Here is a 13408-nt window from a genome sequence, read left to right as displayed (position 1 = left end):
AGTTAAGGAGAGAATCTTGAAGTTAGAAAAGCTCATTGTTTGTAATTTTCGTGGGATAGGATTTGCTGAAATAGACATTAATAACTTCACAACTCTTGTTGGTCCAAATAATATTGGCAAGTCAACAATATTGAATGCGATTCACTTGGTTCTTGATAATAAAAAACCAAAGCTAGAAGATTGGCCAGGTCAACAAGCTTCAGATAAAAAAATGGAGATAGTGTGTGAGTTTGGTGATCTAGAAGAATGGGAAAAAAACAAGTCGGCAGTATCTAAGTTACTTTTTGGAGACAGGCTGAAGATCCGCGTCACAGCTGAATGGAATGCAGAGCAGACAGATTATAGTTACGAGTACTCTGTTTATAATACAGAAAATAAGTTCCCCTGGACTGATGAAAGCTTCACTAATGCCAAGAAAGATGCAACTTGTAAGGCTATCTTTGATGAGCTAGGTATTGCATCAGCTGCTGCTTTTAAAGAAAGGACTGCTGAGCTGGAAGATCACACTGTAGAAAACCATTCAGAACATGTTATTCAGTCTGAAGGTTGGCACATTAAAAAGTTCGCGAACTCATTGCAGCAAGCAGTCCCACACGTAATGTATGTTCCCGCAAGCTTCAAAATAGAAGATGAGCTTAAGGCTACAAATAACAGTCCTTTTTCATTCCTTTTTACGAACAAGTTATTTCCACAAGTTAAGAGCGATGAGTCTTATAAAGACTATATTTCTAAGGCTGAGCTGCTTCAAAATAAATTAAAAGGGCAGTCAGGCGATGGAGGTGAAATAGAAGGGTTAGGTGATGCACTCGAGCAAGTGTCAAGCACACTGAATCAGATTTTAGATTTTGACTCAAAAGTAAGGCTTGCTGTTGGGGATATTGACATTGAGCCTTTATTTATGAAAGCTGCAACTTTTCTTGTTGATGAGGAAATTGAAACGAGTTTGCAATACCAAGGTAGTGGTGTTCAAAGGGCCTTGGCTTTCGCAATGCTAGAGAGTAATGCATCGATAGAGTCAGAAGTTTCTGGTGAGCAAAGAACAGTTATCGTTTTATATGAAGAGCCGGAGCTTTATATTCATCCCCATCTAATGCGGAGATTAAAATCAACCCTGCAAAAAAGGTCAGATTCACCTAAGTGGCAAGTAATTTGTTCTACTCACTCCCCTTTCCTTATAAATCTTGCGGAGAAGCCAGAGTCTCTAAAATTAATAAAAAGAGATGGTGTGAATATGCGGCAAGTTCATCAAGTTAGAAGCGATATTTTTGAAGTTGACGGGGAGTACGACGAACGTACTATCTTGAGAGCTGCTCTGGATTTTCACCCAACAGTTTGCGAAAGCCTTTTTGCCAAACGAGTTATTATAGTTGAAGGCGATACAGAGGTGGCGGTATTTAGTATGATCGGAGAGTTAGCCGAGAGATTGGGGGTTGAAAGAAGTCTTGATAAAGATGCTACTGTTGTATCGGCTGGAGGAAAGTGGACAATCCCTGCGCTAGCCAAAGTGCTAAATTCTCTCGATATTGATTATCGTGTTATTCATGACGCTGACAGGAAAGGCCTTACAGAAGATGAGCTGAAAGAAAAAGCTGCAATTCACCCCTACAAGGCTAATGAAAAGATAGTAAATATAGCAACTGCGGAAAGGGTTTTCTTGGTTAATGATACGTTTGAACATGTGCTTTGGGACCAAGATGAAAACGAATCTGTTAAATCTACAGATAAACCTTTCAATTCGTGGAAAAGAGTGCGCGATTATATTGATGGAAGACAAGGTTTAACTGAAAGGTGTGAAGCAACGCTCAAAGAAATTGTAACCTTTGCATTTTGCGAATAAAGCATAATGAAGCCAGTCAGGAGGGCGCAGCGAAACTGCACCCTCTTGTCGGACGTTAATGAACCACAAGAGGCCATGTGCTTCGAGCTAAAATAATCTCAGACTATGGTTTGAATAAGGGAACCGATATCCATCAACTCCCCAACCCACTCACCCGCATCACTCGCCTCTGCGCCGCATCCATCAGCTGGCCGCGGCCGGTTTCCACCAGCGTCAGCCAGTGGCGGGCGCTGGTGATGCCGGTGTAGACCAGCTCCCGTGTGAGGATGGGGTTCGACGCGTCGGGCAGCACCAGGGCGGCGTGGGTGAACTCCGAGCCCTGGGACTTGTGCACCGTCATCGCGAACACCGTCTCCACCGATTGCAGGCGTTATATTTTTCCATTGCTTTTCTATAGTCTGTTTTTTATTTCTCTTGTGGCTTTTCTTACTCCTTCGCCGGAATTTTTTAATAGTGTGGCAGGTTTGTTGAACGTTTTTGTTAACATTTTGGCTGTGCGTTTTTGGTTGTGAATGTTCCTGTTATCTATTCGAGAGACTCTCGCGCTTGCGTTGGCTAGATGTCCACCGATGAGAATTGATGTCAACACAAAGTATAGCCATCGTTGGTTTTTGCTTTTCTTGTCTTTTTCAACTGAAGAGATTAAGTTTAATATTTTTTCTTTTTGATTGGATAACGTGGGTAGAATGCACTCGCTGGCTAGTGCAAGTGTGTTGGCTGCGATAAATCTTTCCACTAACCCATTGGGTGGGTCTGGAAAAGATGTGCAAAATCTTGAAGGAGGTGTTTCGCAATTGGCTGAAGTTGGTGATAATCTATGCGTACCATTTTCTAAGTTTTCGACTGGACAGACTTCCTGGTTGTAAGCAGAAATCTCTTCTCTTATTCTTGTTATTTCGCTCATGCTGATTTCTTCAGATTGGGGTGCATAAAACTCATAGGTGGACTCGGGTAAAAAGGCTGATATTAGATTTTCTTCGTAGAATGAAAGATCGAGGAGACGCTTCTGAATATATGAGCCCCATTGACAAGATAATTTTTCTTCAGTCTCTTCCTGGATGCAGTGTCTTCTATATCTTCTAACTTGATTTAGAAGATAGTGACTAGCTTGTTGGGTGTTGGTCACCTCTTTTTCTAGAAGGGATATGCTATTTGAAGCATCATTGTCTGCTACAAAGAAGACGGCTCCCACCAAAGCGGTAGGTAACAATAGTATTTCGTAGCACTGTCTAAAATTTTCATTAAGTTTTAGGTGGTCATAGATAATCGTCAATGTTGACCAGCCTAGCAACATGCCTAAGACCAGTAGTGGTATCAAGCCTTTTTCGCTGCCCAATTCTCCAGGTTCGTTGATGAAAAAGCGTTCAGGTAAATAGTCTATGTTGGGAAATATCCCTAGCAAGCTTAGAATGCCCGGAGTGGAAATTACAATGATGGTGATTGCTACACCTTTTCTTTTTCCAAGCGCATAGGCAGCTAGCAGGGTTATAAAAAAAAGAAAGGCTGTAAAAAGTAGTAAGCCGCCGAATATGGGAGCTGTGGCTTCGAGGGGCGACCAATAAGAGTTGGTGATTTTTCCCTCTGGGGTTTGAACTAAAAAGCTGGATGAAGTTATTCCAAGCCCTTCCAATATTTGATGGAGGTTGTAAGAAGCTCCGAGGATAAAGTCAATATAAGGGCGGATAAATTTTTCAAGCATATGGTGGTCTTGGAGTCAAGGTTGAGTGCAGAGGTCTGATTTCAAGAATGCATAAAAAATTTCTAAGAAACTTTTTGATTTCTCGAGAAGCGAAGAACTTTATAGTGAATGTGGCTTTGGTATGGCATTTTTTACTCTGATAGCCCACTCACCCGCATCACTCGTCGCTGCGCCGCGTCCATCAGCTGGCCGCGGCCGGTTTCCACCAGCGTCAGCCAGTGGCGGGCGCGGGTGATGCCGGTGTAGACCAGCTCCCGGGTGAGGATGGGGTTCGGCGCGTCGGGCAGCACCAGGGCGGCGTGGGTGAACTCCGAACCCTGGGATTTGTGCACCGTCATCGCGAACACCGTCTCCACCGATTGCAGGCGCGAGGGCAGCACCCACTTGATGCGGTTGGTGCCGTCACCGGCGGGGAAGGCCACCCGCAGCAGGCGCCGGCTGCCGTCGGCTGATTTTGAATCCGGGCGCGGCATATCCAGGGTGATGCCGATATCGCCGTTCATCAGCCCCAGGCCGTAGTCGTTCTTGGTGACGAGCACCGGGCGGCCGGGGTACCAGCGCTGGCGGCCGTCCTGGCTGTCGATCAGCTTCTCCCGCTCCAGTGCCTGGCGCACCCGCTCGTTCAGGCCTTCCACGCCCCAGGGGCCGCGGCGCAACGCGCACAGCAGCTGGAAGTCGCCGTGGGCGGCTAGCACCTCTCTTGCCCAATCATCGAAGGCGTCCTGATCCGCGTCATCGGCCGGGCGCCGCTCTGCCATCACGCTCAGGAAGTGGCGATAGCCCACCGGCGGCGCGGTGGCAGCGCGGGCGCCGGGCTGATGGCGAGCAAAGCGCTCGGGGCAGCCGGTCACGGCCAGGCGGGCAAGGCCGCGCTCGTCGTCGGCGGAGAGCTTGTGGTGCGAGAGGTCCGCGAAGCCGGCGCTCAGTGCGTCGCCAATCGCTTTGCGCTTGGCGGCGGGCTCGGCCTCCAGGTTGATCGCCGCGGCCAGCTGGCCGATTCCGCTGTCGGCGGTGAAGCGGTGGCTGACGCGCAGCATGGCGATGGCCTGGTCGAGGGGCTGGCCGTCGGCGTCCAGCGTGTCCGGGGGCAGCGTCTGGCCGGTGGCATCCCTCAGCCACTCGGCCGTGGCTGGGGTGTAGTGGCCGCCCTCGGCCCGGGCGCACAGGTCGCCGAGCACGGAGCCGGCCTCCACCGAGGCAAGCTGGTCCTTGTCGCCGAGCAGCACCAGCCGCGCCCGGGGCGGCAGCGCCTCGAGCATCGCGGCCATCATGCCCACGTCCACCATCGAGGCCTCGTCCACCACCAGCACGTCCAGCGGCAGCGGGTTGTGGCGGTCGTGGCGGAAGCGGCGGGTGTCCGGGCGCGAGCCGAGCAGTCTATGCAGCGTACTCACGTCTTTCGGAATGACATCGCGCAGCCGCTCGGGATCGTCGGCCAGGCCGTCGAGGTCTAGCCGGGCCACCTGGCCGGCGATGGACTCGTTGAGTCGCGCCGCGGCCTTGCCGGTGGGCGCGGCCAGGCGGATGCGCAGGGGCGGCGCACCGTCCTCTTCGCTTTTCTGGTCGTCGTGATTGCCCATGGCCAGCGCCTGGAGCAGGGCGAGCAGGCGCACCACAGTGGTGGTCTTTCCGGTGCCGGGGCCGCCGGTGATCACCGCGAAGCGCGAGCGGCCGGCCAGGGCGCAGGCGGCCTTCTGCCAGTCGATCGTCGCGGTCTGGGTGGCGCCATCCTGAGCGGCGGTCGCCTTCGGGTCTGGAAAAAGCGCGTCGAGAATCGGGCGCAGGCGAGCCGCGTCCGGCGCCTCGAAGGCCTCTGCGCCGTCACCGTCGGGGGAGGGCGCGTCCAGCCGCGCGAAAATCCGGCTGTGGATATCCTGCTCGTGCTGCCAGTAGCGGCGCAGGTAGAGCCGCGGGCGCGCGGTAGTGCCGGCGAGTACCAGCGGGGTGCTGCCGGGGCCATCGGCCACCAGCTCGGGCTGGTCGAGGGCGTCGCGCCAGGCGTCGAGGTCCAGCGCGGCCATCACCCGGCTGGGCAGCGGCGGCGGGTCCTCCAGGCTGTCGCCCTCCGGCGGCAGCGAGAGCGCCAGGTCAGGTGTGGCCAGCGTCTGGGCCAGGTCCAGGCACACGTGGCCGCGGCCGAGCTGGTGGCTGGCGAGTGCGGCCGCCAGCAACAGCAGAGGTGAGGCCTCACTTACCCCGTTGGCCGCCGTCGCCTCGCGATGCAGGAAGGCGGCGAAGGCGCGGTCCAGCGAGCGCAGCCAGCCGCGTGCCACCCAGCGGTCGAGCAGGGCGAACAGCGCCGCGTGATCGCTCAGCGCATGTTCGGGCGCTTGAATTAGCGCGCGCTCAGAGGCGGCGGATTCCGGCGCCTGATCGGTAGCGTGATTCGGGGTATCCGGGGTCATGCGACGGCCTCCTCGGCGGCGCGGAACAGGGCATCGAGCGCGAGGATCAGCTCGCTCGGCGGGCGTTCGGCGTGCACGCCGCGGGAGGGCGCGCGGGTGCCGCGCAGGAAAACGTAGAGCGCCCCGCCCAGGTGGCGCTCGATGTCGTAGTCCGGCAGCCGGGCCTCGAGCAGTCGGTGCAGGGCCAGCAGGTAGAGGCAGTACTGCACGTCGTAGCGCTTCTCGAGCACGGCCTCGGCCATCGCCGCCTCGGTGTAGGCGGCATCGTCCGCGCCCAGGTGGTTGGACTTCCAGTCGAGCACGTAGAAGCGACCCTCGTGCTCCACCACCAGGTCGATGAAGCCCTTGAGCATACCGTTGAGGATGTCGGGCTCGAGCGCCGGCCGAGGCCGCCCGCCGAGTGTGTGAGCGCTTACGAGGGCGTCCATCTTGCGGGTGTTGACCTTGTGCGCGGCGAACCAGAATTCCAGCTCGATCCGGTAGTCGCGCGCGCCGTCCAGTGCATCGAGGCGCAGCGGCGCGGCCTCGCCGTCGCCCGGCTTCGGCACCGGCAGCGGCGTGGTCAGCAGCTCCGGCAGCCACTGTTCGAGGGCGGCGATCTGGCCCTCCCAGCCGCGGCGGTTGGCGCGCCGGGCCAGGGTGTCGGCGCGCAGCTCGGCGTCTTCGGCCACCCGGGCGAAGCCTTCCTCGCCGGCCCATTCCAGCAGGCCGTGCAGGAAGGTGCCCGCCGAGGGCCCGCGGGGGAAGCGGTGAAGCGAGCCCTCGCTCACCGTGGCCGCGGCGGCATCGAAGGGCTCGTGGATCACCTCCATGGCGGTGGCCTCGTCGGCGGTGGTGGGCTCGGGGGACGGCTCGGCCTCGGCAGTCGATTCAGTTTCTTCGTCCGGCGTGGCGCCGGTGCGCAGCGCCGAGTAGCTGGCGATCCACCAGTGCTCGCGGATCGCCCGGGTGGGCGCGCGGGCCTCGCCCAGCGGCGCGTCGTCGCCGGCGAGCTCGACCGGCGTGGCATCGGCCTCGGGGGCGTCCTGCACCGCGACCTGCGCGTTGCGATCGCTGCTGTTCTCGTCGGCCAGCGCCTCTAGCGCCGGGCGCAGGTTGTCGGGCGAGAGCGCCTCGCCCCCCTTGAGCAGGTGGCCGACGGCGCTGCGCTCCATGGCCTCCAGCGGCGCCAGGCCGAGCCAGGTGGCGTGGCGGGCGCGGGTCAGGGCGACGTAGAGCTTGCGCAGGTCCTCGCCCAGGCGCTCGTGGTCGGCGCGGGCCAGGATGGCCTCGTCGGCGGAGAGCGTCAGGCGCAGATGGCCGTCGTCGTCGTGCCAGCGCAGCGGCAGGTCGCCCTGCTTCACCGGGCGGAAGGCGGCGATGAAGGGCAGGAACACCAGCGGGTATTCCAGGCCCTTGGACTTGTGGATGGTGACCACCTGCACCAGGTCGGCGTCGCTCTCCAGGCGCAGGCGGTGGGTGTCGGACTGCGCCTGGGGATGCGCGCGGGACTCGGCCAGGAAGCGCAGCAGGGCGTGCTCGCCGTCGATCTCGGCGCTGGCCTCCTGCAGCAGCTCGCCGAGGTGCAGCAGGTCGGTGAGCCGTCGCTCGCCCTCGGGCACGGCCAGCAGCCGGCCGGGCACGGCGAAGTCGGCCAGCAGCCGGTGCAGCATGGGCAGCACGCCACGGCGCTGCCACTGGCGGTGGTAGTCGCGGAACTGCATCACCCGCGCCTCCCAGGCCAGCTCGTCCTGCTGGGGGCCGCCGTTGAGGGCGTCGAGCTCGGCGAGGCTCAGGCCCAGGCTCGGCGTAGCCAGCGCGGCGCGCAGGCAGCGCTCGTCGTCCGGCGCGGCGCAGGCGGCCAGCCACACCTCCAGCTCGGCGGCAGCCTCGGTCTCGAACACGCCCTCCTTATCGGAGAGGTAGACGCTGCGGATGCCGCGGGACAGCAGGGCGGTGCGGATGGCGCGGGCCTCGCTGGCGTTGTTGACCAACACGGCGAGGTCCGACGGCGCCAGCGGCCGGAAGTCTCCCTCTTTCTGGAAACCGGTCTGCCCGGCCTGGCCCTCGCGCAGCAGGCTCGCCATCTCGGTGGCGCAGCGCGCGGCCAGCTCCTTGAGGTAGGCGCCCTTGGGCAGCGTCTCCTCGGCGGCCAGATGCCAGAGCGTCAGCGCCGGCTGGGCGGCGCCGCGGCGCACGAGGGCATCCTTTCTGCCGTTGGCGTCGACGGGGGCGAAGGGGACCGGGTTGTCGTCGCCGCGGCGGAACAGGAAGGCGCCGGATTCGCTCTGCTCGGCGTGGGCGAACACCCGGTTCACGGCCTCGACCATCGGTGTGGCGGAGCGGAAGTTGGTGCCCAGCGTGACGTGGCGGCCGGCGGTGTCGCGCCGGGCCTGGAGGTAGGTGTGGATATCGGCGCCGCGGAAGGCGTAGATCGCCTGCTTGGGGTCGCCGATCAGCAGCACGGCGCTGTCATCTCTATTTTCTTCCAGCGCATAGACGCGGTCGAACAGTCGGTACTGCACCGGGTCGGTGTCCTGGAACTCGTCGACCAGCGCCACCGGGAACTGCGCTCGGATGCGCGCGGAAAGCGTCTCGCCGGCCTCGCCCGCGAAGGCGGCGTCCAGCCGGTGCAGCAGGTCGTCGGGGCCGAGCTCGGCGCGGCGGCGCTGCACGGTCTCGCGGCGCGCGGCCATCCAGTGCACGGCGTGGGCGAGCAGGTCGGCGAACGGATCGGGCAGCTCGGCGAGCTTCTCCGGCAGCTCGGCCAGGGCCTCCAGCGCCGGCAGATTCGGCACGGGATCTTCCTTCCAGATCTCGGCGATGCCCTCGGGCGTCAGGCGCTTCCAGGCGGCGGGGGGGAGGTCGGGGCTCGCCAGCTCGGCGTCATTGGCCCAGTCGCGCAGGGCGGCGAGCCAGTTGGCGCGGCTCCTGGCGTTGAGCTTCTGGCCGTTGAACGCCTTGCGCTTGGCGGCGGCCTCGAGCAGTTCTTCCAGCTCGTCGAGCCAGGCCGGCCAGGGCGCCTTGAGCTCGGCCAGCGCCGCGGCGCGCTGCTCGCGGTAGTTCGCGAGCGCATCAAACGGCGGCGGGGCCACGGGCAGGGCGGCGGCGTGGGTGCGCAGCCGGGCGGCGGTGTCGTTCAGGGCGTCCGGCGTGGTCCAGTAGCGGGCGACGATGGCCAGCGCCTCGGGGTCGAGGTCGTAGTAGAAGCTGCGCCAGTAGTCCCGGGCGATCTCAAGGTCCATCTCCGACTGGTCCAGCGCCATCTCCAGCGCGAACAGGCTGCCGCTGTCGAAGGCGTGCTCGCGCAGCATGCGATGGCACCAGGCGTGGATGGTGGAAACCGCGGCCTCGTCCATCCACTCGGCGGCCAGCCGCAGCCGGCGGGCGCAGGTCGGCCAGCTCTCGCGTGGATAGCTGTCGCGCAGGATGATTAAGGGATCATTGGGGTCAGACCCCTCAGCGGACTTTGGGGTCTGACCCCAAGGTTCGCTGAAGAGGTCGCCGGTCAGCGGGGCGTCGTCGGGAGCTGCCCCTTCATCGGTCTGGAAGGCGTCGGCGGCTTCCACCAGCCGGGCGCGGATGCGGTCGCGCAGCTCCTGGGTGGCGGCGTTGGTGAAGGTGACCACCAGGATCTCCGGCGGCGTCAGCGGCCGCGGGAAGCTGGCCGCGTCCGCCTCGTCGCGGGGGCCGAGCACCAGGCGCAGGTAGAGCAGGGCGATGGTGAAGGTCTTGCCGGTGCCGGCGCTGGCCTCGATCAGCCGGCTGCCGGTGAGCGGCAGGGCGACCGGGTCGAGCCGAGGCGTCTCGGCGACTTGCCTGTCTTCCGTCATAGTCATGCCTTGCCTCCCTGGCCCTTGCCGCCTTTCCTGTCGGTCTTCTTATCGCCGCCCTTGGCCTTCACCGCGTCGTGAAGGGGCGCGTAGAGCGCCGCGGTCAGCTCGGTGAAGTGCCGGCCGGCGGCCTCATGGCGCACCAGGCCTTCGAGGTCGCGCCACTGGCGGGCGAGGTACGGATCGCGGCCAAGCTCGCCATGGTCGCCGTTGAAGCCGGTGCCGTGGAAGGCGGTGACGGCGGCCTTCCAGGCCTTGAGGTCGGCCTCCTCCGCTTTCGCCTCGTCGCCGAAGACGCGGCCCAGGGCGTTCGCGTCGCCGCCCTTCTCGTGCCAGGCGAAGGCGGTGTCGCGGGCCAGCGGGAGCGGCGCGGTCATGCCGGCGCGCCAGGCAAGGGCGATGGCCTCCAGATGCGCCCTTGCGTCCGCCGCCTCCAGCGGCGCCAGGGTGCCGCCGCCGGCGCGGGAGAGCAGCACCGTGGTCATGGGGCCGAGGGCGAGCTGGCCGGCCAGGTGGGCGACCCAGGGGGCCAGCCAGTGCTTCCAGTTATATTTTCCCTTGTTGACCAGGCTGCTGGTCATCAGCACCAGCCGGCAGCGCTCGCCGGCGGCGTTCTCGCGCAGGCCGTCCAGCCAGTCCTCCACTCGTAGCGGATCAGTCGACAGCGGATCGGTATCGGTGGCGAGCTCCAGCGACACGGCGGCCGGTGTCTCCCAGGCGTGGGGCCAGGCCTCGAGCTGGTCGGCGTAGTCGCCGAGCAGGCCGTCCAGCGGCTCGACCAGGTGCTCGCGCATCAGCTCGGCGAAGCCGCCCATGGCGAGGCGCCCCTCGCGCTCCAGGCGCTCCAGGGTGTCGTGCACGGCGGGCATCGGCGGCTCGGCGGCATCGACGGCGCGGCGTCCGGCCTCGATCAGCGCCTGCTGAAGCTGCCAGTGGTCCAGGCCGTCCAGGGCGAAGGGCTCGTGGTCGGGGCTCTCCAGCGCCTCGCGCTCGAGGTAGACGCCAAGCCGGGTGGTGAAGAAGGCCTTCACCGGGTCCTTGAGGAAGCCACTGAGGCGCGCCAGCGTCAGCGCCGTGTCGAGCTCCATGGGCGGCAGCTCGGCGTCGACGGCGGCTTCCGGCGTCGGCCGGCCGGCGTGCACCGCCCGCCACTCGCGGGCGTAGGTAAACAGGCCCGGATTATCTGAAAAGTAGGTCCGGCTGAACGGCTGCAGCGGGTGCTCGGTGGTCAGGGCGTCGACCAGGGCCTGGCCGGCGTCGTCCTCGTGCTCGTGGCCGGCCAGCCGCCAGCCGGCGGCGAGGTGGTCGCGCAGCTGGCCGAGCAGCACCGAGGGCGGTCGCGGCTCGTTGTCGTGGATGCTGCGGCCGACCCAGCTGACCATCAGGCTGTCGCGGGCCGATAGCAGCGCCTCGAGGAACAGGTAGCGGTCGTCCTCGCGGCGTGAGCGGTCGCCGGGGCGGTAGTCGTGGCCCATCAGGTCGATGTCCAGCGGGCGCTGCACCCGCGGGTAGTCGCCGTCGTTCATGCCCAGGAGGCAGACGTGGCGGAAGGGGATGGCGCGCATCGGCATCAGGGTGGCGACGTTCACCGCGCCGGCCAGGAAGCGCTGGGAGAGGTTGGCCTCGTCGAGCTGGCCGAGCCAGTGTTCGCGCACCACCGAGAGCGGCAGCGCCTCGGTCAGGCCGGCATCCTCGGCGGTCTCCTGCCAGTCCTCCAGCAGTTCGCCCAGGCGGTTGAGGGTGGCGAGGTCGGCCTCGTCCTCGGCGGCGAAGCAGGCGGCCAGCAGCTCGCGCAGGCGGCGGCACCAGGTGGGCACGTCGGCGGGCTCGGAGAGCGCGCGCCACTGGGCCTCGAGGGCGTCGAGCAGGTCCATCAGCGGGCCGGCGAGTGCCGCCTCCAGGCCGCCGATATCGCCATAGGGCTCGATGTCGTGCCAGGGGCCGTCGGCGGTGTCGCCGACGGCGTAGCCGAGCAGCAGCCGGCGCAGGCCGAAGGCCCAGGTGTTGGCGGTGAGCCCGCCGGGCAGGTCGAGCCGGGCGCGCTGCTCGGCGTCGAGCCCCCAGCGGATGCCGGCGCCCTCGATCCAGCGCCGCAGCACCGGCAGCGCCTCGGCGTCCAGCCCGAAGCGGGCGCGCAGGGCGGGCACTTCCAAGAGATCCAGCAGGTCGCTGACCGTCAGCCGCGCCTCCGGCAGGTGCAGCAGCGCCTCCAGCGCCACCAGCAGCGGCTGGCGATGGCGGCTGGTCTGGTCGGAGAGCGTGAACGGAATGTGGCGCGGGTCGTCCGGCGGCAGGCGGCCGAACACCGCCTGCACGGCGGCGGCGTAGGTATCGATGTCCGGCACCATCACCAGCACGTCGCGCGGGCGCAGCGTGGGGTCGGCGTCGAAGGCGGCCAGCAGCTGGTCGTGGAGGATCTCGACCTCGCGCAGGGCGCTGTGGGCGACATGGAAGCGCAGGCTGCGGTCGTGCCCCGGGTCGACGGCCGGCCAGGTATCCCGGGTCTCCTGGGGCGGGCGCAGCTCCAGCACGTCGTCCTGCAGCTGCTGGAGCAGCCCCGGCGCCTCGCCGTCGGCAGGCGAATCGAACAGGTCGATGCGCATCGCCTCGGCGTCGAACAGCATGCGGTAGGTGTCCTGGTCGTCGAACTCGTCGAGCAGGCGCAGGTAGTCGCGGCCCTGCTTGCCCCAGGCGGCCAGCAGCGGCTGGGCGTGGAGGTGCAACTGGGTGTCGTCGAGCGCCAGCGGCATGCCCGGGCGGTGGCGCTGGCGTCGGCGGGCGGCCCGCAGCAGGTCCTTGTGCTCGATGATGTCCGCCCAGTAGTGGCGGCAGGGGTTGTGCACGCACAGCAGCACCTGGGTGACCTTGGAGACGGCGGCCAGGGCCTCCAGCGTCTGGCGGGGCAGCGAGGAGATGCCGAACACCACCACCCGGCGCGGCAGGTCTTTCGGTCGCTTATCGGGGGTGAGCTCGCGGCAGGCCTCGAGGAAGCGGGTATGCACCCAGGCGCGGCTGGTGGCCAGGCCTTCGTCTCCGATGTCGTCGCGCAGCCGCCGCCACAGCGCCGGCTGCCAGCATTGGTCTTCGGCCAATGGCCGGGCCTGGCCGCGGGCGTCGATCAGCTCGTCGCGGCCCTCGGCCCAAGCGGAAAGCCAGTCGGCGCGATAGACCTGGTACTGGTCGAACAGGTCGGCCAGGCGCTCGGCCAGCTGGTGGCGCTTGCGGCGGTCCTCGTCGTCGGCCAAAAAGCGCGCCAGGGGCGCGAAGGTGGCGTCATCCAGGAGCTCCGGCAGCAGGCGCATCAGCCGCCAGATCAGGCGCGGCTTGTCGAGCGGCGAGGCTGGCGGCACCGCTTCCGCACCCAGCACCGCGCGGTAGGCCTGCCACAGATAGCGCGCCGGCAGGGTGACGTCCATCGCCGCGGCGATGCCGGCGCCGGCGGGCGGATCGGCCGCCAGCGCCAGCTTCAGCCACTGGCTGATGCCGTTGCTCTGCACCAGGATCACCTCGTCCTCGAGCGGCCCCAGCGGGTGGTGGCGCAGCCACTCCACCGCCAGATCGCGCAGCGCCTCCAGGCGGTTGCCGTGGATCACCATGAAGCCGGGGTTGAGCTCGGTTCCCTGGGAGAGACTAAGGGGCATGGCGAATCCTTCGC

5 protein-coding genes and 1 pseudogene are annotated in these 13408 nt (G+C 63.9%); 1 reads left to right on the top strand and 5 read right to left on the bottom strand.

The window, feature by feature from the left end; genetic code table 11:
* Positions 1-16: 16 nt before the first annotated feature.
* A complete protein-coding gene (locus tag C9J49_RS09130) occupies positions 17-1837 on the top strand; it encodes an ATP-dependent endonuclease (RefSeq protein ID WP_107181425.1) in 1821 nt (606 codons plus the stop codon).
* Between the two features lie 133 nt (positions 1838-1970).
* Here the strand turns inward: C9J49_RS09130 and C9J49_RS09125 are convergent.
* The 5 genes and pseudogenes from C9J49_RS09125 to recC form a co-directional block, all read right to left on the bottom strand.
* Positions 1971-2207 (bottom strand): annotated as a pseudogene (locus C9J49_RS09125) (ATP-binding domain-containing protein); the annotation flags it as partial.
* A 21-nt stretch (positions 2208-2228) separates the two neighbouring features.
* A complete protein-coding gene (locus C9J49_RS16950) occupies positions 2229-3536 on the bottom strand; it encodes a hypothetical protein (RefSeq protein ID WP_146612978.1) in 1308 nt (435 codons plus the stop codon).
* Between the two features lie 131 nt (positions 3537-3667).
* Complete coding sequence (gene recD / locus C9J49_RS09120) at positions 3668-5941, bottom strand: exodeoxyribonuclease V subunit alpha (protein WP_107181302.1); 2274 nt, start codon at positions 5939-5941, stop codon at positions 3668-3670.
* Positions 5938-9759, bottom strand: coding sequence for an exodeoxyribonuclease V subunit beta (gene recB / locus C9J49_RS09115; RefSeq protein ID WP_107181301.1), 3822 nt, complete (start codon positions 9757-9759; stop codon positions 5938-5940). The genes recD and recB overlap by 4 nt, the downstream gene beginning before the upstream one ends.
* Positions 9756-13394 carry an exodeoxyribonuclease V subunit gamma gene (gene recC / locus C9J49_RS09110; protein ID WP_107181300.1) on the bottom strand — a complete coding sequence of 1213 codons (3639 nt, stop codon included), beginning with the start codon at positions 13392-13394 and terminating at the stop codon, positions 9756-9758. The genes recB and recC overlap by 4 nt, the downstream gene beginning before the upstream one ends.
* Positions 13395-13408: the final 14 nt, after the last annotated feature.

Source organism: Halomonas sp. SL1 (assembly GCF_003030865.2).
GTDB classification, from domain to species: Bacteria; Pseudomonadota; Gammaproteobacteria; order Pseudomonadales; family Halomonadaceae; genus Halomonas; species Halomonas halophila.
The sequence above is the reverse complement of the archived record's forward strand: the minus strand, read 5'-3'. Positions and strand labels throughout refer to the sequence as shown.